The organism is Marinobacterium sp. MBR-111 (genome assembly GCF_040547585.1).
Classification (GTDB): domain Bacteria; phylum Pseudomonadota; class Gammaproteobacteria; order Pseudomonadales; family Balneatricaceae; genus Marinobacterium; species Marinobacterium iners.
Window position 1 is genome coordinate 79,594 of record NZ_JBEPQA010000007.1, and the last position, 23,759, is coordinate 103,352.

At 55.5% G+C, this 23,759-nt stretch carries 22 protein-coding genes; 15 read left to right on the forward strand and 7 right to left on the reverse strand.

The genetic code is table 11. The features are described 5' to 3' along the window. Window positions 1–65 precede the first annotated feature (65 nt). From ald to ABIE61_RS07140, 6 genes are all read left to right on the forward strand, one after another. Window positions 66–1,187: an alanine dehydrogenase gene (ald, locus tag ABIE61_RS07115; RefSeq protein WP_091826048.1), complete on the forward strand. Its 1,122-nt coding sequence runs from the start codon at window positions 66–68 to the stop codon at window positions 1,185–1,187. A 49-nt stretch (window positions 1,188–1,236) separates the two neighbouring features. Then, entirely contained in the window at window positions 1,237–1,470 is a 234-nt protein-coding gene (locus ABIE61_RS07120) for a hypothetical protein (protein WP_091826045.1), read from the forward strand. 23 nt (window positions 1,471–1,493) lie between these two features. Further along, entirely contained in the window at window positions 1,494–1,685 is a 192-nt protein-coding gene (locus ABIE61_RS07125) for a YgaP family membrane protein (protein WP_206837432.1), read from the forward strand. 116 nt (window positions 1,686–1,801) lie between these two features. Then, complete coding sequence (locus ABIE61_RS07130; protein WP_354407991.1) at window positions 1,802–2,137, forward strand: PepSY domain-containing protein; 336 nt, start codon at window positions 1,802–1,804, stop codon at window positions 2,135–2,137. Continuing rightward, window positions 2,137–2,823 carry a response regulator transcription factor gene (locus tag ABIE61_RS07135; protein WP_354407994.1) on the forward strand — a complete coding sequence of 229 codons (687 nt, stop codon included), beginning with the start codon at window positions 2,137–2,139 and terminating at the stop codon, window positions 2,821–2,823. The genes ABIE61_RS07130 and ABIE61_RS07135 overlap by 1 nt, the downstream gene beginning before the upstream one ends. Continuing rightward, the gene (locus ABIE61_RS07140) at window positions 2,820–4,202 is read left to right on the forward strand and encodes an ATP-binding protein (protein WP_354407997.1); all 1,383 of its coding nucleotides are present in this window, start codon (window positions 2,820–2,822) and stop codon (window positions 4,200–4,202) included. Before ABIE61_RS07135 ends, ABIE61_RS07140 begins: the two co-directional genes overlap by 4 nt. Here the strand turns inward: ABIE61_RS07140 and argA are convergent. The 4 genes from argA to ABIE61_RS07160 all read right to left on the reverse strand — a co-directional run bounded on the left by argA (window position 4,186) and on the right by ABIE61_RS07160 (window position 8,781). Then, on the reverse strand, window positions 4,186–5,526 hold the full coding sequence (gene argA, locus ABIE61_RS07145; RefSeq protein ID WP_242530054.1) for an amino-acid N-acetyltransferase: 1,341 nt from the start codon (window positions 5,524–5,526) through the stop codon (window positions 4,186–4,188). The two genes, ABIE61_RS07140 and argA, sit on opposite strands and share 17 nt — an antisense overlap. A 22-nt stretch (window positions 5,527–5,548) precedes the next feature. Beyond that, window positions 5,549–6,712 carry an acetylornithine deacetylase gene (gene argE / locus ABIE61_RS07150; protein WP_354408000.1) on the reverse strand — a complete coding sequence of 388 codons (1,164 nt, stop codon included), beginning with the start codon at window positions 6,710–6,712 and terminating at the stop codon, window positions 5,549–5,551. A gap of 98 nt (window positions 6,713–6,810) precedes the next feature. Next, complete coding sequence (locus tag ABIE61_RS07155; RefSeq protein ID WP_206837422.1) at window positions 6,811–8,076, reverse strand: inorganic phosphate transporter; 1,266 nt, start codon at window positions 8,074–8,076, stop codon at window positions 6,811–6,813. Between the two features lie 27 nt (window positions 8,077–8,103). Further along, window positions 8,104–8,781, reverse strand: a complete 678-nt coding sequence (locus ABIE61_RS07160) for a TIGR00153 family protein (RefSeq protein ID WP_354408003.1) — start codon at window positions 8,779–8,781, stop codon at window positions 8,104–8,106. A gap of 168 nt (window positions 8,782–8,949) precedes the next feature. On the opposite strand from ABIE61_RS07160, the gene ABIE61_RS07165 reads away from it, so the two are divergent. Both ABIE61_RS07165 and glnE read left to right on the forward strand, forming a co-directional pair. After that, the gene (locus ABIE61_RS07165) at window positions 8,950–9,603 is read left to right on the forward strand and encodes a CYTH domain-containing protein (protein WP_354408006.1); all 654 of its coding nucleotides are present in this window, start codon (window positions 8,950–8,952) and stop codon (window positions 9,601–9,603) included. Next, on the forward strand, window positions 9,604–12,516 hold the full coding sequence (gene glnE / locus ABIE61_RS07170; protein ID WP_354408008.1) for a bifunctional [glutamate--ammonia ligase]-adenylyl-L-tyrosine phosphorylase/[glutamate--ammonia-ligase] adenylyltransferase: 2,913 nt from the start codon (window positions 9,604–9,606) through the stop codon (window positions 12,514–12,516). A 68-nt stretch (window positions 12,517–12,584) separates the two neighbouring features. Here glnE and ABIE61_RS07175 read toward each other — a convergent pair whose 3' ends face one another. Beyond that, window positions 12,585–13,580: a branched-chain amino acid aminotransferase gene (locus ABIE61_RS07175; protein ID WP_206837406.1), complete on the reverse strand. Its 996-nt coding sequence runs from the start codon at window positions 13,578–13,580 to the stop codon at window positions 12,585–12,587. A gap of 241 nt (window positions 13,581–13,821) precedes the next feature. On the opposite strand from ABIE61_RS07175, the gene ABIE61_RS07180 reads away from it, so the two are divergent. Genes ABIE61_RS07180 through ABIE61_RS07200 form a run of 5 tightly spaced genes read left to right on the forward strand, consistent with a single transcriptional unit; the run spans window position 13,822 to window position 18,900 of the window. Continuing rightward, window positions 13,822–14,703: a mitochondrial fission ELM1 family protein gene (locus ABIE61_RS07180; RefSeq protein ID WP_354408011.1), complete on the forward strand. Its 882-nt coding sequence runs from the start codon at window positions 13,822–13,824 to the stop codon at window positions 14,701–14,703. After that, a complete protein-coding gene (locus ABIE61_RS07185; protein WP_091826012.1) occupies window positions 14,700–15,794 on the forward strand; it encodes a glycosyltransferase family 4 protein in 1,095 nt (364 codons plus the stop codon). The genes ABIE61_RS07180 and ABIE61_RS07185 overlap by 4 nt, the downstream gene beginning before the upstream one ends. After that, a complete protein-coding gene (locus tag ABIE61_RS07190) occupies window positions 15,781–17,043 on the forward strand; it encodes an O-antigen ligase family protein (RefSeq protein WP_354408014.1) in 1,263 nt (420 codons plus the stop codon). The genes ABIE61_RS07185 and ABIE61_RS07190 overlap by 14 nt, the downstream gene beginning before the upstream one ends. Further along, entirely contained in the window at window positions 17,027–17,863 is an 837-nt protein-coding gene (locus ABIE61_RS07195) for a glycosyltransferase family protein (protein ID WP_354408017.1), read from the forward strand. Before ABIE61_RS07190 ends, ABIE61_RS07195 begins: the two co-directional genes overlap by 17 nt. Continuing rightward, window positions 17,860–18,900, forward strand: a complete 1,041-nt coding sequence (locus ABIE61_RS07200) for a glycosyltransferase family 4 protein (protein ID WP_354408019.1) — start codon at window positions 17,860–17,862, stop codon at window positions 18,898–18,900. The genes ABIE61_RS07195 and ABIE61_RS07200 overlap by 4 nt, the downstream gene beginning before the upstream one ends. Before the next feature lie 11 nt (window positions 18,901–18,911). Here ABIE61_RS07200 and ABIE61_RS07205 read toward each other — a convergent pair whose 3' ends face one another. Next, window positions 18,912–19,679 carry a glycosyltransferase family 2 protein gene (locus ABIE61_RS07205; RefSeq protein WP_354408022.1) on the reverse strand — a complete coding sequence of 256 codons (768 nt, stop codon included), beginning with the start codon at window positions 19,677–19,679 and terminating at the stop codon, window positions 18,912–18,914. 104 nt (window positions 19,680–19,783) lie between these two features. Between ABIE61_RS07205 and ABIE61_RS07210 the strand changes: the two genes are divergently transcribed. Then, window positions 19,784–20,860: a glycosyltransferase gene (locus tag ABIE61_RS07210; RefSeq protein WP_354408023.1), complete on the forward strand. Its 1,077-nt coding sequence runs from the start codon at window positions 19,784–19,786 to the stop codon at window positions 20,858–20,860. Next, window positions 20,860–22,707: an asparagine synthase (glutamine-hydrolyzing) gene (gene asnB, locus ABIE61_RS07215; protein WP_354408026.1), complete on the forward strand. Its 1,848-nt coding sequence runs from the start codon at window positions 20,860–20,862 to the stop codon at window positions 22,705–22,707. The genes ABIE61_RS07210 and asnB overlap by 1 nt, the downstream gene beginning before the upstream one ends. On the opposite strand, the gene lpxL is transcribed toward asnB, so the two are convergent. After that, on the reverse strand, window positions 22,708–23,637 hold the full coding sequence (gene lpxL / locus ABIE61_RS07220) for an LpxL/LpxP family Kdo(2)-lipid IV(A) lauroyl/palmitoleoyl acyltransferase (protein ID WP_354408029.1): 930 nt from the start codon (window positions 23,635–23,637) through the stop codon (window positions 22,708–22,710). Between the last annotated feature and the right edge of the window lie 122 nt (window positions 23,638–23,759).

Consider the following 23,759-nt stretch of genomic DNA (forward strand, 5'->3'; position numbering starts at 1 on the left):
AGTAAAAGCCGAGTCTTTTCAGCTAGACTGAAGAGCAGAACTCAGAGCACAAAGGAGAGAAGGCCATGCGAGTCGGTGTGCCTAAAGAGATCAAGAATCACGAATACCGGGTGGGAATGACCCCCATGGGCGTGCGGGAGCTGACCGAGCAGGGCCATCAGGTGCAAGTGGAGCAGAATGCTGGTGCAGCCGTTGGTTTCAGCGATGCGGATTATGAGCAGGCCGGCGCCGTGATCGTGGATGATCCACGTGCCGTGTTTACCTGGGCCGACTTGATCGTCAAGGTGAAAGAGCCGCAACCCGATGAATGCAGTTGGCTCAGTGCCGATCAGGTGCTGTTTACCTACCTGCATCTTGCCGCAGATCGCCAGCTGACGGATGCCTTGTTGGCCAGTGGCTGTACCGCCATCGGATATGAAACCGTAGAAGATCAGCACGGAGGACTGCCACTTCTGGCGCCGATGAGCGAGGTAGCCGGGCGAATGGCTGTGCAGGCGGGTGCTCACTGTCTCGAAAAGGCACAGGGCGGACGTGGAGTGTTGCTCGGCGGTGTACCGGGCGTGAGCCCGGGGCGGGTGATGATTATTGGCGGGGGAGTAGTGGGTGAAAACGCGGCCCGAATTGCGCTGGGTATGGGCGCACAGGTATGCCTGCTGGACAAGTCCATTGCCCGACTGCGGCAGCTGGATGAGCGTTTCAACGGAGAGCTGATCACCCTTTACTCTACGCAGGAAAATATTGAGCAGCAGCTGGCACAGGCCGATCTGGTTATTGGGGCCGTGCTGCTGCCCGGTGCGGCAGCGCCGAAGCTGGTGACACGCGGTATGCTGGGGCTGATGCGGCCAGGTGCAGTATTGGTGGATGTGGCGATCGATCAGGGTGGGTGTTTCGAAACCAGCCGCCCGACAACCCATGCCGACCCGGTGTTCGAAGTGGATGGCATCATCCATTACTGTGTCGCCAACATGCCGGGGGCGGTTGCCCGTACCGCCACACTGGCCTTGACCAATGCAACCCTGCCCTATATCGAAGCACTGGCACAGCATGAGTGGCGCCGGGCCTTGCAGGATATCCCGGGCTTCATTCACGGGCTGAACATCCATTCGGGTCGTGTTGCCTGTGCCGGGGTAGCCGCGGCCTTTGATATGCCCTTTAACCCGCCCCAGATTGAATTGGGCAGTGCTTGAACCAAACCGCCGGCGGCTCTATGCTCGACACAGATATAAGGAGTATCTGATGCAGGAAAATAACAGGATCGGCTCTGATATCTGGCTGCGACGGTTGATGAAAACCGGCATTCCATTGGCACTGATCTGTATTCTCAGCCTGTGGCTGGGGCAGACATTTGGTGTACCGGCGCTGGGTTGGCTGTTTGTGCTCAGTGCACCGCTGGTACTGCTGATCGGATTTGCCTATAACCTGAGGTATCTGCTGCTGGTACAACGTCGCAAGCGTACCCGGCAGAGCTGAAATATCATCGAGGAGACTGCAATATGGAACGCAATATCGGTGTACTGGATCAACTGGTGCGAATCCTGATTGGATTGGTGCTGATTGTACTGATCTTTTTTGGACCTCAGACATGGTGGGGGTTGATTGGCGTGCCGATCATCGCGATCGCCATCTCCGGAACCTGCCCTCTTTACAGCCTGCTGGGCATGCGCACCTGTCGTAAGTGCGGCTGACGTTCACGCGCGATTCAGATCAGGATCTTTAGCCTACGCATCCATTGACGGGTGAAATCGGTTGCGGTTCAGCCGCAACCGTTCGCCGACCATAGAAGGTCACATGAGGTAGAACCATGCCAGCCGAGCGTCATCACCGCTCTGTACATACCGCTGTGATTACAGCCCTGTTGATTACCCTGCAGCTTTGGAGTGTAAGCCCATTGCTGTCGGCGGAGCCTGTCGAGGGTTCCGGTGCTCGTACCCCTGTGGCGGTCAATTTACTGCAGGCTTCCAAGCGTGTACGTGATGAGCTGGGAGGGGAGGTGATCAAGGCGGAACTGATTGAACACGAGGGGGTGCCTGTTTATACCATCCGCCTGCTGGAACAGGGACGTATCCGTGAAGTACTGGTGGACGCCGCCAGTGGCAAGATGTTGTTACCTGATGAGATAGCGGAGGCAGCTGACTGATGAAGGCCCTGATAGTTGAAGATGATGCCGACCTGAGAAGGCAGTTGTGCAACCTGCTGGAGCAGCGGGGTTACACTATTGAGCAGACCGGCAGTGGTCGTGAAGCGCTTTATCTCGGTCAGGAGTATGAATACGATATCGCGGTGGTTGATATCGGCCTGCCGGAGATGTCCGGTCTGGACCTGATTCGGCAGTGGCGGGAAGAGGGACACACCATGCCCGTACTGGTTTTGACGGCGCGTGGTGATTGGCAGGACAAGGTCGAAGGTCTGGAAGCCGGTGCGGACGATTATCTGGCCAAACCCTTCCACACCGAAGAGCTGCTGGCGCGTCTGAATGCATTGGTGCGCCGTGCATCCGGCCATGCCAGTCCGATATTGCGCTATGGCCCGCTGGAACTGGATACCGCAGCTCGGGTGGTGAGCCTGAACGGCACTGAGGTCAGACTGACCAGCTACGAGTACCGCACGCTTGAGTATCTGATGCTCAACGCCGGCAAAACCATCTCCAAGGCAGAGCTGACTGAACATCTTTACCATCAGGACTATGATCGAGACAGCAACGTGCTGGAGGTGTTCATCCGCCGCCTGCGGCAAAAGCTGGATCCGGATCAGAGTCTGCAGCCGATCACCACCGTGCGCGGCCTGGGCTATCGCTTTGCCCTTGGAGGCGGACCCGCCGCGTGAGTTCAGAAATCGCCGTATCCCTGTCACTGCGTGCACGTCTGCTGCGGGCCTCGGCGGTTATACTGCCGCTGGTGATTATTTTGGCGGGGGTAGCGCTGCTGAAAGCCTTTCATGGCAGTCTTGAAAATGCTGAAGCGTCACAGGCGCGGCTGCATGTCTACCTCTTGCTGGGAGCTGTTGAAGTGGATGGCAACCAGCTCAAATTGCCCAGCACTGTGCTCGAACCGGGGTTCAGTCGTGATGGCTCGGGTGTCTATGGCTTTATTCATAATGCAGACGGCAGTCTGCTATGGCGTTCCCGCTCCAGTCAGAGTATCGATCCGGATGTGGTGCAGCGGCTGCCGAGTTCATTGCTGCAGCCGGGACAGGCACTGTTCAGTCACCTGCCACAGCAGGGGTTGTATCTGTTCCAGTATCCGGTGATCTGGGAAGCAGACGGTACTGATATTCGCTTTCTGGTGTCGGTATTGCGCAGCGATAGCCATGTAGTCTCCGAGATGAAAGCGTTCAGTCTGCAGCTGTTGGGGTGGCTCAGCGGGGTGGGGCTGGTGGCACTGTTGGCGCAATATTTCATCATGCGATGGGGGTTACGGCCACTGGATCAGTTGGCGGCTGACCTGCAACGCATCGAGGCGGGCACGACCGATCATCTGGATGGACGCTACCCGGAGGAAGTGCAGGGAGTGACGCAGAGCCTGAATCGGTTGATTGAGTCCGAGCGGCGTCAGCGCGAGCGCTACCGCAATACGCTGGCCGATCTAGCCCACAGTTTGAAGACCCCTCTGGCAGTGATACGCGGTGCAGGTGACGACTGCGCCGATCAACACAGTTATCGCCGGCTGGTGGAAGAGCAAACCCAGCGCATGCAGCAAATTGTACAGTACCAGCTGTCTCGAGCCGTCAAGAGTGAGGGGCGGGTGTTGGCACAGGCAGTGGCAGTCGCTCCTTTGCTGGAAAGACTGGTGCGGGTGATGGAGAAGGTATACGCCGCCCAGCCGGCAGAAGTCAGCCTGTCGTTGCAGCCGGATGCAGGGTTTGCCGGTGACGAACGCGACCTGATGGAGCTGTTGGGGAATTTACTGGATAACGCCTTCAAGTATGGCAATGGACAGGTGGCGGTTGAGGCGGGTCTGGACGCGGACCAGCTGGTGATCAGCATCAGCGACAATGGTGCAGGTGTGGCACCGGCGCAGCGGCAGGTGATTTTGCAGCGTGGCGCCCGTCTGGACAGTCAAACCCCAGGGCAGGGAATCGGGTTAGCCGTAGCGCTGGATATTGTCAGCAGCTATGACGGTGCGCTGGAGGTCAGCAGCTCAACGCTGGGTGGTGCCTGTTTCCGGGTTGAGCTGCCGGGTGGGCCGGTCAGCCAAGACGCTTGAAGAACACCTTGGAGTTGCGCTGGAAGTTGTAGAGCGCCTTTTTCTCGCCCGGAAGCTCATCCAGCGGTGCATTGCCAAAGCCCCGTTCAAGGAACCAGTGGGCTGTACGGGTTGTGAGTACGAACAGTCGCTTCAACCCCAGCGCAATGGCCTGATCCTCGATTGCTTCCAGCAGCATGTCACCACGCTGTCCGCCCCGGTAGGTCTGGTCGATGGCGACACAGGCCAGCTCTCCAATCGCTTCTTCCGGGAAGGGGTAGAGCGCGGCACAGCCGATGATGGCGCCATCACGTTCTACGACCGTGAAGCGCTCAATCTCGGCTTCCAGTCGCTCGCGGGAGCGACGCACCAGTACTCCTTTCTCTTCCAGTGGGGCGATCAGCTCCAGAATACCTCCCACATCTTCAATATTGGCGGGTCGCACCTGCTCATAGGAATGACTCACGACCATGGTGCCCTGGCCGTCGCGGGTGAAAAGCTCTGCCAGCAGTGCACCGTCGTCGTGGTAACTGATCAGGTGGCAGCGCGGTACGCCCTGCTGGCAGGCGGTCGCGGCGGCTTCCAGCAGGCAGGCGGTTTCACTGTAAGGCTGTTCGGGGTCATCCAGTTTGGCCAGATATTGCTGTACCAGGCGCGCGGCGGTTGACGCCAGCAGTTCGCTGCGCAGCTCACCCTGGCTGTCCTGAATGCCGGGGCGAGAACCGAACAGAATCAGTTTGTCGGCCTTGAGGGCGATCGCAGCCTGAGTGGCGACTTCCTCTACCGATAGATTGAATACTTCGCCGGTAGGCGAGTAGCCCAGATTGGACAGCAATACGATCTGATTCAGGTCCAGCAGGCGGCGCACACCTTCATGATCGATCCGCCGCAGCTCGCCGGTGTGGCCCATGTCTACGCCATCCAGTACACCCACCGGTCGGGCCGTGACAAAGTTGCCGCTGCAGACACGGATACGTGCCCCGTGCATCGGCGTGTTGGCCAGCCCCATTGACAGCTGGGCTTCGATTTCGGTTCTGAGGCTGCCTACGGCCTCGATCACGCACTCCAGTATTTCCGGTGTGGTGACGCGCAGGTCGTGGTGCAGTCGTGTTTCCACCCCGCGTGCCTGCAGCCGCTGCTCCGCCTGCGGACGAGCGCCGTGCACCAGCACCAGTCGTACGCCGAGGCTGTTGAGCAGAGCGATGTCATGCACCGTGTTGGCAAAGTTGGCATCGGCAATCGCCTCGCCACTGAGCATCAGTACGAAGGTCTTGCCCCGGTGCGCATTAATGTAGGGTGACGAGTGGCGAAACCAGTTAACGTATTCGGAAGTCACGGCGCTCAAGTCAGGCTCCTGCTGTTCTGTATTAAAGGCAGTAGTGGGCAATCAGGTTGCGTAACAACTCCACCGTGGGGCTGATCTGATCCAGTGCCAGGTATTCGTCCGGCTGGTGGGCCTGATCAATACTGCCTGGTCCCATCACTATGGTATCCATCCCCAGCGATTGCAGGAAGGGGGCTTCAGTGCCAAAAGCTACCGCTTCGGCGCGGTGGCCGGTCAAGCGTTCGGCCAGCCGTACCAGCTCCGAGTCGGCCGGTGTCTCGAAGGGTGGAATGCCCGGAAACTGGGAGTGGGTCTCGATTTTAACGCCAAAACGGTCATTCAGCGGTCGCAACCGCTCACTGATGGCGTTGCGCAACCCGTCAATGGACATGCCGGGCAGTGGCCGCAAATCATACTCCAGCTCACAGCGACCACAGATCCGGTTGGAGCTGTCGCCACCATGAATGCAGCCCAGGTTCAGGGTGGGTATGTCGACCCGGAACTGGGCATTGCGGTGTTTCTGTTGCAGCTCGCTGCGCAGGGTCAGCAGTTCGCTCATCACTGCATGCATCGCTTCCAGTGCGTTGGCACCCAGTGAAGGATCGGACGAATGGCCTGATCGGCCCTGTATGCGCACTGACTCCATAATGATTCCCTTGTGCATTCGGATCGGCTGCAGGCGGGTGGGTTCGCCGATCACGGCGGCACGGGCCAGTGGGCGACCCGCTTCGGCCAGCGCACGGGCACCGGACATGGAGCTTTCCTCGTCGGCGGTGGCCAGAATGATCAACGGCTGCTTCAGGGGTCGATCGAGGAAGTGCTTGGCGGCCTCAATGGCGAGGGCAAAAAAACCTTTCATGTCGCAGGTACCCAGCCCGTACAGCCGGTTGTCACGCTCGGTCAGGAAAAAAGGGTCCGAGCGCCACAACTCCGGATCACAGGGGACGGTATCGGTATGCCCTGACAGCACCAGCCCCCCCGGGCCGCTGCCCAGAGTGGCGATCAGGTTGGCCTTTTCAGGATGTCCCGGCACCGGCATCACTTCAGTGTTAAAGCCAAGCGCTTCAAGCCATTCATGCAGCTGTTCGATGACAACCAGGTTGCTCTGGTCATGGTGTACAGATGCAGAGCTGACGGAGGGCGCGGCGATAAGCCGGCGCATCATTTCAAGGGTACTGAGCGAGTGTCGGGTCGAGTGTGTGGTCATGATGGGCTCCACTGTTTGACCCATTTTGCTACCTTTGCGGTTGCGGGTCCATGAGTGTGAAGCGAGGGGTGGTCAGATTGACCACCCCGGGCGAGCTGTCAGGAGAACATGCCCTTGAGCATGAAGAAGAACATGATCGACAGGATGGCACCGGCCGGCAGTGTCACGATCCAGGATACAAAAATGGTGCCTACAACGCGCAGGTTGAGCGCAGCCATGCCACGGGCAAGGCCCACACCCAGCACCGCACCCACCAGCGTATGAGTGGTGGAGATCGGCAACCCTGTACCTGAAGCGACCACCACGGTGCTGGCGGCCGCCAGCGTGGCCGCAAAACCGCGGCTCGGGGTCAGCTCGGTAATGTTCTGGCCGACGGTGGCGATCACCTTATGACCATACATCACCAGGCCGGCAACAATGCCAGCACCACCGAGCAACAGAATCCAGGCGGGCATGGCCGCTTTTTGCGCCACCTCACCACCTGCATTGACAATGCCGACAATGGCGGCCAGCGGGCCGACGGCGTTGGCCACATCGTTGGAGCCGTGAGCAAAGGCCATGGCGCAGGCGGTGAACATCATCAGGACGCCAAATACCTTTTCCACGCTGGTGAAGTGGAAGTCGCGATTGGCTTCGGGGTCAAGCTTGATGCCGCGCTGCATAAATATGCCGATACCCATGGTGACCAAGCCGATCAACACCGAAACCGCAGCGCTTTCGCCCCAGCTCAGGTGCAGGCCTACATGCTTGAGGCCCTTGGTGAAGGTCACCATGGCGATGATGAAGCCCACCAGGAAAATATACATGGGTACATAGCGTTTGGCATTGGCGAAGGGATTCTCGGTATCAAGAATCAGCTTTTGTACACTGCGGAACAGGAAGAAAGCGATGACGCCGGCCGTGACGGGCGATACTACCCAGCTGGCCACAATATTGCCGACCTTGTTCCAGTGTACGGCCTCCATGGAGATACCAACGGCTGCAAAGCCGACAATGGCGCCGACAATGGAGTGAGTGGTGGAAACTGGCCAGCCAAAGTGGGTCGCAATCAACAGCCAGATGCCCGCTGCCAGCAGCGAGGCCATCATGCCGAAGACCAGAAGTTCCGGGTTGGCACTGAGCATGGAGGGCTCGATAATACCTTTACGGATTGTGTCGGTTACGGCCCCGCCGGCAAGATAGGCACCAGCGAATTCGAACAGAATGGCGATCAGAATGGCCTGTTTCAGGGTCAGGGCGCGGGACCCGACAGAAGTCCCCATCGCGTTGGCTACATCGTTGGCACCTACACCCCAGGCCATGAAGAAGCCGAAGATACAGGCCATAACCACCATGATGGTGCCGTACTGAGCAATGATTTCCATAGGTTTAAGCCTTGGTCGTCTGTGTAGTTAACGGGCCAGCAGCAGCTGCAGTCGGCTGCCAACCTGCTGGGCACGGTTGGCAAGATCGCCAACCCACTGGATGATCTGATAGAGAAACATGACATCGATCGGCCAGAGGTCGCGTTCAACACGGAACAGTGATGCACGCAATTCGCGCTCATGTTCGTCGGTCTTGTGCTCCAGTCGGTCCAACTCGGTAATCAGGCGTTCAACGATATCCACTTCATGGCCGCGGAAACCCGCTGCCAACAGCTCGTCCAGCTCACTCAGTGCCAGTACGGCCTGTTCAATCGTTTGCAAAGCGGTGCGGAGCAGCTCGCGCAGCTCGTCCTGGATCGGTTCCGGGATCTGCATCTGGCGACCCAGCATCAAACCGGCAATATCCTTGGCTCGGTTGGCGATCTTGTCCTGCATGCGCAGAAGGTCGAGCAAATCGGTGCGGGGGACAGGCAGAAAAATGCTGGCAGGGAGACGCTGGCGGATATCTCGTTTCATGTCATCCGCTTCACCTTCAATGACAGCGATACGGTGCTGACATTCGGATGCCGTGTTCCAGTCGTTCGCGATCACCGCATCGAAGAAGGGGATCAGTTCTGCGGCGCTTGCCTGCGCCTTGATGATGTGCTCCTGCATCGGCTTGAACGGGGAACGGGCGAACATCTGCATAATTGGGCTATTAACCATGTTGCGTTCCTGTTGCAGGTGGAAAAAACTGGGCGCAAGTATACGTGCTGCTGTCACAGATCTGTAGTGATAGTGTCATAAAAAGCGTCACAAATTTTGCGCGAATCTGATGATGATCAGGACACTGGATTCGGTACACTGGTGAAAGATCAACAAGGTGTCTGAACGATGGCAACAGAAACAGAACTCAAGCTGCTGATCGAGCCGGCAGCAATGGAACGGTTGAGCCGGCATTCACTGCTGTGCCATGCAACCGGGCAAGCGGCCCGCCTGCTGCATAACACTTACTATGATACAGCGGCCCTTGACCTGGCCCGGGCAAAGGTGGCACTGCGGGTTCGGCGTCAGGGGGAGCGGTTTATTCAGACGCTGAAAACACGGGGGCAGAGCATCGATGGACTGCACCAGCGGGGTGAATGGGAGTGGGATTTGGCCAGCGAACAGCTCGATCCCGCCCTGCTTGAAGCCGACATCTGGCCCGCCGAGCTGATTGCGCCGGATCAATTGGCACTGATACCGGTGTTTACCACTGACTTCACGCGACGTCTCTGGTGGCTGACTTTTGAGGGTGCCGAGATCGAAGTGGCACTGGATCTGGGTGAAGTGGTGTGCGACTGCGGGGATGGTCGTCACCTGACAGATCCGATCAGTGAGTTGGAGTTGGAGCTCAAATCAGGCCCTGCCGATGCTCTGTTTGCGCTGGCACATCGGTTGGCCGAGCAGGCAGAACTGCAGCCTGGCGATATCAGTAAGGCACAGCGCGGCTATCGACTGTTCAGTCAGTGTAGCCAGCACTCAATGGATTGCAGGGGAGACGCATGAATGTCGATTGATGAACAGAAATTGCAGAACGTGCCGGAACAATTGCGGCCTTTGCTGCAGGATAACCTTGCCCGCATCGAAGCCGCCCTCGGTGAGTTGCAGGATCAGCCGGATTGGCTGACGGTTGAGTTGCAGCGAACACTGATTGGCAGTGATTTTGTTGCCGAGCAGCTGCAGCGTCACCCTGACTGGCTGGCTCAGCTGATTCAAAGCGGAGACCTGCAACAGGCCTACGGCGAAACTGAGTATGCCGAACGACTGCAGGCGTTGCTGACACCGATTGAAGATGAGAAGGAACTGCACCGCCAGTTGCGTCTGTTCCGTCAGCGCGAAATGATCCGCCTGATCTGGCGTGATCTCAACCGGCTCAGCGACATGCGAGGTACCACCCGCGAGCTGTCATGGCTGGCGGATGCCTGCATTGATCGCACATTGGAGTGGTTGTACCAGCAGGCCTGCCAGCGCTGGGGCGTGCCACACTCGCGGCCGGACGCCAAAGGTCAGCGTCACCCACAACGGATGGTGGTGCTCGGGATGGGCAAACTGGGTGCGCATGAGCTGAACCTGTCATCCGATATTGATTTGATTTTTACCTTTCCGGCCAATGGCGAAACTGACGGCGAGCGCAAGAATCTGGAAAATCAGGATTTCTTCATCAGGCTGGGGCAGAAGCTGATCCAGGCGCTGGATAACCTGACCATCGATGGCTTTGTGTTTCGTGTCGACATGCGCCTGCGGCCCTTTGGCTCGGCTGGCCCGCTGGCGTGCAGCTTTGGTGCCATGGAAAGCTATTACCAGGATCAGGGTCGCGACTGGGAGCGTTATGCCATGATCAAGGCACGCGTTGTAGCCGGTGATCAGAAGGCTGGAGAGGAACTGATCCAGCTGTTGCGTCCCTTTGTGTATCGCAAGTATATCGACTTCAGCGCCTTTGAGTCACTGCGCGACATGAAAGGCATGATCAACCGTGAAGTGCGCCGCAAGGGGTTAAGCCATAACGTAAAACTGGGAGCCGGTGGCATCCGCGAGGTGGAATTTATTGCGCAGGCGTTTCAGTTAATCCGGGGCGGTCGCGATCATGAGCTGCAGCAGCGTGAGCTGCTCAATATCCTGCCACAGCTGCCGGAGAAGGTGGGTATGCCTGAAGTGGCCGTGGCCGAGCTGACCGATGCCTATACTTTCCTGCGCAATGTAGAACATGGTATTCAGGCGATCGCCGACAAACAGACGCAGGAATTGCCGGAAGATGAAATGGGTCGGGAGCGTCTGGCCTTTGCTCAGGGCTTTGCCGATTGGGATGCGCTGGACCAGGCGTTGCAAAAATGTCGGGCGGATGTGTCGCGTCACTTTGCGGATGTGATCGCTCCGGTGGATGAGGGAGAAGAGCAACCTGATGACCTGCGTGGTGACTGGCTGGCACTCTGGCAGGGGCTGATGGAGGATGCCAGTGCGCTGGAGTTTCTGGCTGAGCAGGGTTATCAATCCCCTGAGCAGGCACTGAAGGCGCTGCAGGATCTCAAGGGTTTGCGCACGGTACAGATGCTGCAGAAAGTGGCACTGGAACGACTGGAAGCGGTATTGCCGGCACTGCTGGAGAATGTTGGCCAGTGCAGTAACCCGGAGATTACGCTGGAACGGGTACTGGTGTTGATTCAGGCGGTATTGCGCCGGTCCGCCTATCTGGTGTTGTTGAACGAAAATCCGGCGGCATTGAAGCAGCTGGTTCAACTTTGCTCCGCCAGTGCCTGGTTTGCCGAGCAGCTGTCGAAACAACCGGTTCTGCTGGATGAGTTGATCGACCCGCGTACACTTTACACGCCGCCGAACCTGACGGCGCTGCGTACCGAGCTGCGCCAGCAGTTGCTGCGTATACCGGAAGATGACATCGAGCAGTTGATGGAGACCCTGCGCTACTTCAAACATGCCCACATGTTGCGGGTGGCGGCGTCTGATATTACCGGAGTATTGCCGTTGATGCGGGTCAGTGATTACCTGACCTGGCTGGCGGAAGCCGTGCTTGAAGCGGTGCTGGATATCGCCTGGCGCAACCTCACCGAGAAACACGGCGTGCCACAGAAAAGCCCCGGCGTGCCCTGTGATCCCGACTTTATCATCATCGGTTATGGCAAGGTGGGTGGCATAGAGCTGTCCTATGGTTCTGATCTTGACCTGGTGTTCCTGCACGATGCGGCTGGTAACCTGGAAACCGATGGTGGCAAGCCCATCGCCAACAGCGTCTTCTTCAACCGGTTGGGGCAGAGGATCATCCATATCCTCAACACGTTCACCCCATCCGGGATTCTGTATGAAGTGGACATGCGCTTGCGCCCGTCCGGCAACTCCGGCCTGCTGGTCAGCTCACTGAACGCCTTCCGAGAGTATCAGCAGAAGGAAGCCTGGACCTGGGAACATCAGGCGTTGGTTCGGGCGCGTGTGGTGGCCGGCAGCCCGGCCCTGGCGGAGCGGTTCCAGTCCGTGCGCCGTGAAATATTGGGACAGCCTCGGGAAGAAGCAAAACTCAAATCGGATGTGACCACGATGCGCGAGAAGATGCGCGGGCATCTGGGCAGCAAACCTGCGGCCGATGAAGAAAGTCGTGTATTCCATCTGAAACAGGACCGTGGCGGTATCGTCGATATCGAGTTCATGGTGCAATATCTGGTGCTGCGCCACGCAGCCGAGATGCCTGCTCTGATGCGTTGGACTGACAACATCCGCATTCTGGCCAGTGTTGAAGCCGAAGGGTTGCTGGCATCCGATGAGGTGGAATTGCTGCGGGAAGCCTACAAGGCCTATCGTGCCGCCGGCCACCGTCAGACGATGCAAAACCTCTCCGGTGTGCTGGGCGATCAGGAAATGGCCGCCTATCGTGAAGGTGTGGCCGAACTCTGGCAGAGGCTGCTGGCGCCGTAATTTGGCATCAAAATCCGACCCGGTGTAAGCCGGGCCGGCTGTTCAGAATCAATAGTCGTGCTGTTCGATCAGAGGCTGGTCAGCCAGCTGTGCTTGTCCTCGGCTCTGCCCCACTGAATATCATTCAGAGCGCGGCGCAGGCGCAGGGTAGTTTCGCCAATGCCGCCGTTACCGACCTCATACTCCTTGCCTTTGTAAATGAACGTGCCTACCGCGGTCAGAACCGCAGCGGTACCGGACAGCGCGGCCTCGCATCCTGGGCGTGCACTGCGCTCAAGCAGCTCTTCAACGGTGAGCTGACGCTCGGACACGGTCATGCCCATGTCTCGAGCCAGTGTCAGGATGGAATCGCGGGTGACGCCATGCAGGAAAGTCGAATCCAGCGCTTTGGTGATGATCTCATCGCCATCGATCAGCAGGAAGTTGGCCGCACCGGTCTCCTGAACATCACCGCCCGGGCAGAACAGTACCTGATCGGCCTGATACTCCGCTCGCGCCTTCATGATCGGCTGCAGTGCGCTGGCATAGTTGCCACCGCTCTTAACCACACCCATGTGCGGTGAACAGCGCATGCCCTCGTCGTCCAACAACAGGCGCAGCGCCTTGTCACCGCCGGTGAAGTAATCACCTACTGGAGACAGCAGCACGTAAAGGCATGAAGTCAGTGACGGTACAGCAGCCTTGCCGATGGCGGGCTCGGTACCGATATGAGTTGGGCGAATGTACATGGAGCCAGGCGCCTCAGGTACCTGGTCGGCGAAACGGGTGACGATATCAACAATCATCTGCTCCAGCTGTTCAGGTGCAAACTCCGGCAGTGCCAGAATGTCAGAACTTTGCTGCAGGCGGGCGATATTGCGGTCCATGCGGAAAATCTTGACCGAGCCATCCTCATGGCGAAATGCCTTCAAGCCCTCGAAGCAACTGCTGGAGTAGTGCAGCACGTGTGCCCCGGGGTGCAGCTGAATACTGTCGCTCGATACCACCTCGGCGTTGCTCCACTGTGAGCCGTCGAACCAGGAAATTGCCATTTCAGGCATGAAAACGGAACCAAAAGCAGACATATCACCTTCCTAACAAGCTGGGCTAAGACCGAAGGCTGGCGGGGCGGAGCCAGCAGACACGAGCGATCCGAGAAATTCAGACCCTTAGATTGTATGCATTCAGCGAAAAAATGGAATTGCCTGGCGGATAAATAGTGTTGCAGCCTTCGTTGCACAGCGGCTGCAATGGTATCATTTGATGCCTATGGCAAGCGTCTGGTCTGTTGGGCCAAGCGTATTGGAAACAGCAAAGTGGGTGCGCGTGAAACAGATCCTGATTATCAGCGATGGCAAGCCCGGGCATCGCAACCAGTCAATGGGACTGGCCGAAGCGATTGCCCGCCGTACTTCGGTGGAGATCAGCGAGCGCGAGCCAATGGGGCGCTTTGAGGCACTGAGGCTCTTCCTGGGCGGCGCCTTGCCGCAACTGGATGACTGCCCTGATCTGCTGATCGGTGCCGGACACGACACGCACCTGACCTTGTTGGCGCTGCGCAAACTGTACCGTGTACCCGCCATTGTACTGATGAAACCGTCTATACCGATGGGGTTCTTTGATCTCTGTCTGGTGCCTGAGCATGACCAGCCCCCGAAACGTCCCAATATCATTGTCACTCACGGGGCGCTCAACCGGATGCAACCGGGCAAGAAGGCTCCAGGCAGCGGTGTAATACTGATCGGCGGGCCGTCAAAACATTACAACTGGGATGAAACCGGCATGCTTGTACAGGTGCGTGCACTGCTGGAACATGCGCCGCGCAACTGGCTGATCGGCTCGTCACGGCGTACGCCTGCCAGTACTGAGCAGGCTTTGTCTGAGTTGTGCGGCGATCGCTTTGTACCCGCCGCTGCAACCGGCCCTGACTGGCTGCCGCAACAACTCGCCCGGGCCGAAGTCTGCTGGGTGACTCAGGACAGTGCATCCATGGTGTATGAAGCGCTGACGGCCGGTTGTCGGGTGGGCGTTTTGCCATTGACTGGTGATACAGACAGCCGGATCAGCAAGGGTGTTGAACAGCTGACAGCGCAAGGGATGGTGGTGCGTGCACCGGACTGGTCGATGAACGGACTGGATGCAGAGAGCATCGTATTGAATGAAGCAGAGCGCTGTGCCGAGGAAGTACTCAGGAGGGAGTGGCTGTGAAGGTTGTACAGGTATTGCCAGCCCTTGAGCTGGGAGGCGTCGAGCGAGGTACGCTTGAAGTAGCCCGTGGATTGGTTGCCGCTGGCCATGAGTCCATTGTTGTGTCGGCCGGTGGGCGCCTTGTTGAACAGCTTGAACGTGAAGGCAGTCGCCATGTGCAATGGGAGCTGGGCAAGAAATCGTTGCTGACGCTGCTGCAGGTGGCCGGGCTGCGCCGTTGGCTGGCCGAAGAAAAGCCGGATATCGTGCATGTGCGCTCACGCATGCCCGCCTGGGTTGTATGGCTGGCCTGGCGCAAGATGAACCCGGAGACTCGGCCGCGCTTCATCACCACCCTGCATGGCATGCACTCTGTAAATCGCTACAGCGCCATCATGGGGAAGGGGGAGCGCGTGATTGCCGTATCTGAAACGGCCAAACGCTACCTGCTGGACAACTACCCGGAAGTGGACCCTGCCAAGGTAACCGTGATTCATCGGGGCATTGACCCGGAAGAATTTCCGCGTGGGTATCAGCCCACAGAGGAGTGGAAAGCACGTCTCTTTGATGACTGTCCTCAGGCCCGGAACAAACACCTGATCTGCTTTCCTGGCCGCATTACGCGCTGGAAAGGGCATCTTGATCTGGTCAAGGTAGTGTCAGAGCTCAGTCAGCAGCGGCAGGACTTTCATGTCCTGATCATCGGCAGTGACCCCAAGAACAAGTTTATTCATGAGGTAAAAGCTGCCATTAGTACGGCTGGACTGGATGAATATTTCTCTTTCCTCGGTACCCGCTCGGATATGAAAGAGCTGTATGCCATTTCAGATGTGATGTTGTCTCTTACATCAACAACCGCAGAAGCGTTTGGGCGAACGGTTGTGGAGTGTTTGTCGATTGGTACACCGGTGGTGGGGTATGCCCATGGGGCAGTGGCTGAAACCTTGGGGGCCATTTATTCGGAAGGAAAAGTCCCTACAGGTCAATATTCACTGGCTGCTCAAAAGGTGAATTTCTGTTTGGATAGTAAGGGATGTGGTGACATGCTGGAGGGGCCGTACACACTTGATAAAATGATACAGAAAACTCTCTCGCTATATGAAAAAATATGAATCAAATTCTGACAGAAAAGACGCAAACGGCTCTATTTTTAGAATAATAGCCTGTTTCTTTATCGTAAATTACTTTGTTTGGCCAGGGCTGTACAAGGATTTTTTCTACCTTGTTTCCATTTTTTGTATTATTGGATTTTTTTTTGGTTTTAAAATTGATCTTCGGTTTTCGAGACTTTTTTCCATAAGTCTTTTGGTTTTTATCCTGCCTGACATTATTAACATGACAAGAGGTTATTCTTCAGTAAGTGATATTGAAAAAATATCACGTAATGTGCTCCTGGTGTTGCCGGTTGGTGCTATTTTATATTACAGGAATATATCGAATGATCTTCTGACGAAAGCGATTGTTCTGATGTTTTTCTATACATTGTTCTTTCTTTTTCTTCAGGAAGGAGGAATATTTGCAAGTCAGTCCGAACACTATGACGGTGAATATCCAGGCTTATGGTATAACAAGGGAACATTTTCAACAGCTGTCGTGTTTTTTTATTCTTTATTGGCAGGTATGTTTTTTGTTCCTTTGAGAAAGACGCCCTTTGGCTGGCTGTTGTCGGGATTCGTGGCGGTATCGGTTATTCTGGTCATGACTGAAGCCAGAGGACCCATTTTAGCCTTTACCATCATAAATATAATCATGGTTTTCATACATTACAGGTATAACCTGAAAAGTCTTTCAAATTTCAAGATGTTGTCATTTTTTGCTCTGGTAATATTGCTTGTTATTTATTTTTTACTTTGGGATAGAATAACTCTTGCCTATATTGAAGCAAGCAATTATTTGGTGGCAGGTGACATATCCTTTGATAACTCTATAGCAGTAAGAATAGAGTCATGGCGGCTGGCATGGGATGTTTTTTTGCGCAACCCTATTTTCGGCTATGGTGTAAAAGAAGCCTTGGAAGTGAAAAAGGAAATCTTGGCATCAGGAAATTATCCTGATTATATGTTGAGTTTTCATACCCACTCTGAGTATTTTTATATGCTGGAGAGAGGTGGTATATTTGGACTGATCTGCCTTTTTTTGTTTGTATTGTTCCCCTTTTACATACTTCGTTATTACGGGGTTTCGCTTGTTGAAGCAGCGCCAACTTTTTTTGTGACAGTGTCTTTTTTGGTTATTGGTTTGACCAGTGCGACATTACGTAACAATCTCGGTGCTAACTCTTATCTTTTATGCTTGGCGTTATCAATAGCTTACTCCATCATTTCAGCGAATGGGAAAATGAAAAATGAGATCGCCAGTTAGGCTTTATTATCAGAACTCTGAAGGTAACTTCGGCGATATCCTTTCCAGAGAAATTACACAGAAAGCATCTGGCGCTGATGTTGCGTTCAGTGATTTGAAATATGCTGATCTGGTCGCGATAGGAAGTCTTGCCGAGCGTGTTGTCAAAAAGCGTTTCAAACGTTGGCTAATCAATCTTGGTCGGCCTTTGCATATTTGGGGTACAGGCTTTTTGGCACCTGGAGAGTCAACATCTGGCAGGTTTATTCGTGCGCATGCACTTAGAGGTAAGCTGTCGGCGGCTCGCTTCAATATGGATATTGATAAAATCTGTTTGGGAGATCCCGGGCTGTTGTGCTCTCATTTCTTTCCGTCGGATCACCTGAGTAAAGGCCAGCACGTACTATGCCTCCCTCACCTTCATGACCACCACTCCGGTAAATGGATCGATACAATTCGTTGTAAATTTCCAAATGATAACGTTGTACAGATGAGTTTGGCTGATGATCATGTGACTATTATCGAAGCGATAATGTCTGCCAAGTTGGTGATTACGACAGCTATGCACCCTTATATAGTAGCCCACAGCTATGATGTCCCCACTGCTTATCTACAGACAGGAAGCAATATTCATGTTGGTGGCGACTATAAGATATATGACTACCTCTCGGTATTTGGCCGCGAGGCACTGTGCTCAGTTGACTGCTCGGAGCTTACAAAGGGGAGGATCACTGCTGAGCAACTGTATGATGTCGCGGAGAGTGATCGAGTCTCTGTTGAGGCAGTCAAGCGTATACAAGAAGAGTTGTTGGACTCTTTTCCGCAGGAATACAAGGCATGAAAATCGTACATGTGCTTTGTTCCAGCCAGAAAGGAGGGCTGGAAACGGCTTTTGTTAATATAAACAGGTTGCTGATAAGACTGGGCCACGAAGTTGAGGTGTGGCTACCGTTTGAATCACCCTATCGTGATTCTTTACAACGGGATAGCCACAGTTATTACGCATTTTCTCCCCGGGGCTATTATGATGTTTTTCGTATTATTCAGGCACACCTGCGCTTGAGGACAGTCAAGCCGGATCTGGTGCTAACGCATAACGCCCGTGCTACCAGTATTCTTGGTCTGGCCTTAAAAAGCCTGACGACGCCACTTGTTGGATTCTCTCACAGCAATAAAATACGGCGAATGCTTGAGGCAGACTACCTGATTGGTCTTACTGAAGACATGTGTCAGCGCTTTTGGGACGCTGGATACGAAAAGGATAGAACAGCGATTTTGCCCAACTTTGTATTTGAACGACCACCTTTTGTTAAAAGTATCAAAAAAGACACGGGCAATGTTGGATTTGTCGGGCGTATGACAGCTGAAAAAGGGCTGGATACGCTATTAACGGCATTTTCTCAAGTGGTTGAAATAATGCCTGACACGCAGTTACATCTTGCTGGCAGCGGACCGGATAAAGAGGATATTCTTGCTCTTGCAGAGTCCCTTTCTATCCGTCACAAGGTTCATATTCATGGTTGGGTGGAAGATATTGGTGGATGGCTGCGTGACATTGATCTTTTAGTCGTGCCGTCTTTGAGTGAAACCTTTGGTATCGTTATATTGGAAGCGGCTGTCCATGGTTGCCCAGTCATAGCCAGTGATGTGTCGGGACCTGCCAGTCAGATCCAATCAGGCAGTGACGGCTGGCTGGTGCCCCCGAGTAATGCGCAGCAGTTGGCAGACGGTATTTGTGCTGCATTGCAGCATGCAGAGCATAGAGCATCTGTTGCCACAATGGCGTATAAACGCAGTGAAAGTTACACTGTAGAAGCAATTCAGCCCCGTTTGAAAGCTATACTGGAGCAGAGTATTTATCTAGGTCGAAAAAAATAATCGCAAGAGGGTTACTTTTTTCGCTCAGACTCATAAAGTTTTATCTGCCTTAAAAATCGGCTATACGCAAAGTTAACCGCATAGATATAACCCATCAGTCCGCCACGCCAGTAGCCGCGGAAGAAGTAACCCACGATAAAGGCGGTCCAAAATTCGGTCAGAATGCGAAAGGTCGATGGTTTGCGGCCACGGGCCAGCAGGTCTTTGGCCTGCGCCTCGGTGTACTCGTTCATTTTTTCTATGCGATGGTGGAAGGATTTGAGCGAATCGTGTGCCATGCGACCCTTGAGTGTGGCGGTTTTCGCCCCTGCCTCCATTTGTACGCGATCATGCACCGGGCTGGTGCTGTAGCGTCCTTTTGACTTCCGATACAACCGTACCGGTTTGTAGGGTGTGTAAGCACTCAACCGGTCGGTGCAGTAAAGACGGTCGTGAATGGCAATGAAGTAGCCATCGGCATCGGGTGCCTGAGTAAACATGGCGACTATTTCCGCCTGCAGCTCAGGCAGGATACGTTCGTCCGCATCAATGTTGAAGATCCAGTCATTCCGGGCCTGATCTTCTGCAAACCGCTTTTGCAGGCCATACCCGGGCCAGTCATGATGAACGACACGCGCCCCCAGTGATGCTGCGATCTCCTGAGTACCGTCAGTGCTGCCCGAGTCCACCACGACAACCTCGTCGACCCAGTTCCGCACACTTTCGATCGCCATGCCGATGCGGTCCGCTTCGTCCTGAGCGATGATGGTGACACTGATGGGCAGGGTGGTGTCGGTCATGTGATGCCTGTTGGTTTCAAGGGTCTGGAGGTTGCTATAATCGCGCTCTATTGTCGGGGCAAACAGGTTCGCCTGGCAAGTTTCGCACAACGACAGGAGTTCCCGTGAGCCGGATTCAAACGCTTCAGATCATCGGCAGCAAGAAACTGGGTGGCGCCGAAAGTTTTTTTGTTCGCCTTCACCAGGCCTTCAACCAGACGAATGATCTGGGCTCAACTGCCATCGTTCCGCATAGAAGTGAACTGCTCAGTAGCCTGTCTGCCCCTGTAGCGACCAGTGCCATGCGCAGTGTGTTCGACCCTCTGTCGCGTTTCAGTCTGGGGGCCTTGATCCGGCGTGAGCAGCCCGACATAGTCCAAACCTGGATGGGACGGGCAACGCGTCTGGTTCACCTGCGCCCAGGCAAGGGACCGGTTCATGTGGCCCGGCTCGGAGGCTTCTACAATCCGGATCACTATCGGCATGTACATGCGCTGGTTGGCAATACCCGGGGGATTTGTGATTATCTGATCAGGCATGGTTACCCTGCAGATCGCGTACACTACATCAGCAACTTTGTTCCTCCTCCTGAACCGGTTGAAGCTGAACAACTGCAGCAGTGGAAGATGCGGTTAAACCTGAAAGATGACCTGGTGATCTTTGCTCTTGGGCGGCTGCATACCAACAAGGCTTTTGACACGCTGCTGGATGCCTTTTCGGCCTTGCCGGAAGAGATCGGTGGGCGTCGTGTGCAGTTGCTGCTGGCGGGGGATGGCCCTCTGGCCGATCAGCTCAAGGATCAGGCGAGCAAAAGTACGGCCAGTAACCGCATCCATTTTCTGGGCTGGCAGTCGGATCCAGCTCCCTTTTTTGCCATGGCAGACCTGTTCGTCTGCCCCTCACGGCATGAGCCACTGGGTAATGTGATTCTTGAGGGCTGGGCGCATGGTGTCCCCGTTGTTTCCACACGCAGTGATGGTGCGTTGGAGCTGATGACGGATGGCATTGACGGTGTGCTGACAGAGGTCGATGCCTGTGAGGCGCTGACCGCCGCCATGCAGCAGGTACTGACCGCCTCTGATGATCAGAAAGCCGCGATGATAAGTGCCGGGCGTTGTACGTTGGAGCAGCGTTTTGGCCAAGAGGCCATTGTATCGGCCTATCACGCCTTGTATGAGCAGCTCTTGGCGGGGGCTCGCTGATGTGCGGAATAGCCGGCATCTACACCCCAGGGCGTGACATTGATGCTGAACTTCCTGCTCGGATGGCGGCTGCGCTGTCTCATCGCGGACCCGATGGGCAGGGCATGTTTGCCGAGCAGGGTGTCGCCCTCATCCATACCCGACTTTCAATTATCGATCTGGAACACGGACAACAGCCGCTGTATTCACAAGACCGGCAGCGGGTCCTGGTCGCCAATGGGGAAATCTATAACCATGTGGAGCTGAGGCAGTCGCTGCAGGGGCGGGGTGAAAGATTCAATACCGGCTCTGACTGCGAAACCATTTTGCCACTGTCTGCATCGGACTCAGGCCCCGACGCAGACTTTGCACATCAACTGGAAGGCATGTTTGCCTTTGCGCTTTATAACCGCAGCAACGGTGAGCTGCTGCTGGTACGCGACCGCTTCGGTATCAAACCGCTTTATTACTGCGAATTGCCCGGCGGCATTGCTTTTGCTTCGGAAATCAAGGCGTTGGTCAGGGTGTTGCCGGACAAGCTGCAGCCCAATCTGGAAGCGGTAGGGCGATTCCTGCAGATCAACTTTGCGCCTGGTGATGAAACGGCGATCAAGGGTATTTGCCGTGTACCACCGGGTGGATTCCTCAAGGTTTTGCCGGATGGAAATATTGAGACAGGCATCTGGTGGTCGCTGGAACAGTCGCTTAAAGAACAGCCGGTATTCAAGGGTGACGAGCAGGCTGCCCTGGAGACCTTTGATGAGCTGCTGCAGGATGTGCTGCAAAAGCATCTGCGCTCCGATGTGCCGGTGGGGCTCTTTCTGTCCGGAGGTGTTGATTCATCAATATTGGCTACAGAGCTCAGTCGTTGCAGTTTTGGTAAACAACTGCCCAAAGCCTGGAGTCTGGCCTTTAACAGCACAACCGTGCATGACGAGTCAGAGGCCGCCGGTGCTGTGGCCCAGGCCTGTAGCCTTGAGCTTGAATACGTTAAATCAGAGCCGATCAGGCTGTTTGACCAACTGGTATATGCGATTTGGGCCAGTGATGATCTGATGGGTGACTTCGCGTCGCTGCCAACGCTGGTACTGGCTGACAGAGCCTCGCAGAGTCACAAAGTGGTATTGAGCGGCGAAGGTGGCGATGAAGTGTTTGCCGGTTACGGTCGTTATCGCATGCCCATGTTTCAGCGATGGTTAGCTCAGCTGAAGGCTCCTGGCAGTGGTGGTTTTAGAACCAAAGGCCGGTTTAACCGGCCGCAGGCACTGGGTCTGATCAAGCCTTCACAGCAGGCAAGACTGTTTGGCCATTGGCGGGCGCCCTTTATCCAGAACTGGAAACGGTTTGCAGGCCTTGATCGTTTGACACGCATGCAGGCGACCGATATCGCGACCTGGCTGGCGGATGATCTGCTGGTAAAGGCGGATCGGATGATGATGGTCAAGGGTGTAGAAGGCAGGGTGCCTTTTCTGGATCATCGACTGGTTTTGTTCGGACTGTCGCTGCCGCAGTCGTTACGACAGCGTGGGCGAACCGGTAAATATCTGCCGCGCAAATGGCTTCAGGCACACCTTCCTCAGGTTGAGCAAGGGCGCAAAAAAGGCTTTTCCGTGCCGGTTGCCGACTGGGTCAGATCACTGGATCCTGTCAGGCTTGAGCAGGCGCTTATGGGGTCCCCGTTGTTGGCCGAGATACTGGATAGAAAGGAGCTGCAGGGCCTGCTTGCCAAACTGCCACAACTGGACAGGAAACTGGTAGAACCTGTTGCTGCGCTGATTCAGCTGGCGATCTGGTATCGCCTGTTTGTTGAACAGGCGGGGGCCAGGCCGCCTGAAACCGTAGACCCGCTGGAGTGGCTGCAGAGCTGACTATGGCTGCCTGCGATACAGGTAATTCTTGCCCTGTGGGTGCGTTTTGAAGCGACGGTGCACCCACATGTACTGCGCTGGGTCCTTGCGGATGGCACGCTCAATTTCGGCATTGACCCGGGCTGCATCGATCTCTTCATCACCGGTCGGGAATGGCTCGATTGCAGGGAACAGTTCCAGTTCGTAGCCCGAGTCGTCTGGCAGGCGGTGCTGTGCCAGCATCAAAATCGGTGAATTGTTCAGCTTTACCATGCGTGTGGTTGCGGTAATGGTTGCTGCAGGAACGCCGAAAAAGGGTGCATACACCGACTGGTGACTGCCAAAGTCCTGGTCAGGTGCGTACCAGACAATGTGGTTGTTGCGCAGAGCCTTCAGGACGGTTCGAATCTCCGAGCGCTCAATCACCAGCTCGAAACAGCGTTGGCGGCAACGGGTAATGATCCGTTCCAGTAGTGGATTGTTGTGGCGGCGATACATGGCATCGACTGGGTAAAAGTCTGAAAACAGAAGTCCGCCCAGGTCGAGGGTCGAAAAATGTGCGCCCAATAAAATAACGCCCTTACCCTTGGCCAAGGCAGCATCCAGGTGCTCTTGCCCCTTGAGTGTAAAGTGACCCTTCAGCTTTTCCCGTGGAGTCCACCAGGCCATGGCTGTCTCGAACAGGCCGATGCCGTTGTTGGCAAACACCGAGCGGACCAGTTTCGCTTGTTCAACGTCGCTGAGCTCAGGAAAGCACAGGCGGATGTTGACCTCTGTCACATGGCGCCGGCGCGGGCTCAGATAAAAAAGAATATGCCCCAATACGCGGCCGAGACGGATCTGCCAACGCCAGGGCAGGCGATTAAGCAGCCATAAAAGACCGATACCGATTCGGGCAGGCCAGAATCGAGGGCTCATAAAGCGGTTGTCAGGTGCGGTGTGTTGGCTCACGGGCTCTCTTGCAGCAGGTCATGACAGGGCTGATTGTAAAGTGGTGACATCCAAGCGGCAAACCGATACGGGCTGTAACATCCCTGCCCGATTTTCTCATGGTATGATGCACCACTTATCTT

What these genes read in the sequence shown, in the direction of transcription:
- ald (WP_091826048.1), top strand. Translation starts at nt 66, where the DNA reads ATGCGAGTCGGTGTGCCTAAAGAGATCAAGAATCACGAATACCGGGTG.
- ABIE61_RS07120 (WP_091826045.1), top strand. Translation starts at nt 1,237, where the DNA reads ATGCAGGAAAATAACAGGATCGGCTCTGATATCTGGCTGCGACGGTTG.
- ABIE61_RS07125 (WP_206837432.1), top strand. Translation starts at nt 1,494, where the DNA reads ATGGAACGCAATATCGGTGTACTGGATCAACTGGTGCGAATCCTGATT.
- ABIE61_RS07130 (WP_354407991.1), top strand. Translation starts at nt 1,802, where the DNA reads ATGCCAGCCGAGCGTCATCACCGCTCTGTACATACCGCTGTGATTACA.
- ABIE61_RS07135 (WP_354407994.1), top strand. Translation starts at nt 2,137, where the DNA reads ATGAAGGCCCTGATAGTTGAAGATGATGCCGACCTGAGAAGGCAGTTG.
- argE (WP_354408000.1), bottom strand. Translation starts at nt 6,712, where the DNA reads ATGACCACACACTCGACCCGACACTCGCTCAGTACCCTTGAAATGATG.
- ABIE61_RS07155 (WP_206837422.1), bottom strand. Translation starts at nt 8,076, where the DNA reads ATGGAAATCATTGCTCAGTACGGCACCATCATGGTGGTTATGGCCTGT.
- ABIE61_RS07160 (WP_354408003.1), bottom strand. Translation starts at nt 8,781, where the DNA reads ATGGTTAATAGCCCAATTATGCAGATGTTCGCCCGTTCCCCGTTCAAG.
- ABIE61_RS07165 (WP_354408006.1), top strand. Translation starts at nt 8,950, where the DNA reads ATGGCAACAGAAACAGAACTCAAGCTGCTGATCGAGCCGGCAGCAATG.
- glnE (WP_354408008.1), top strand. Translation starts at nt 9,604, where the DNA reads ATGTCGATTGATGAACAGAAATTGCAGAACGTGCCGGAACAATTGCGG.
- ABIE61_RS07175 (WP_206837406.1), bottom strand. Translation starts at nt 13,580, where the DNA reads ATGTCTGCTTTTGGTTCCGTTTTCATGCCTGAAATGGCAATTTCCTGG.
- ABIE61_RS07190 (WP_354408014.1), top strand. Translation starts at nt 15,781, where the DNA reads ATGAAAAAATATGAATCAAATTCTGACAGAAAAGACGCAAACGGCTCT.
- ABIE61_RS07195 (WP_354408017.1), top strand. Translation starts at nt 17,027, where the DNA reads ATGAGATCGCCAGTTAGGCTTTATTATCAGAACTCTGAAGGTAACTTC.
- ABIE61_RS07200 (WP_354408019.1), top strand. Translation starts at nt 17,860, where the DNA reads ATGAAAATCGTACATGTGCTTTGTTCCAGCCAGAAAGGAGGGCTGGAA.
- ABIE61_RS07205 (WP_354408022.1), bottom strand. Translation starts at nt 19,679, where the DNA reads ATGACCGACACCACCCTGCCCATCAGTGTCACCATCATCGCTCAGGAC.
- asnB (WP_354408026.1), top strand. Translation starts at nt 20,860, where the DNA reads ATGTGCGGAATAGCCGGCATCTACACCCCAGGGCGTGACATTGATGCT.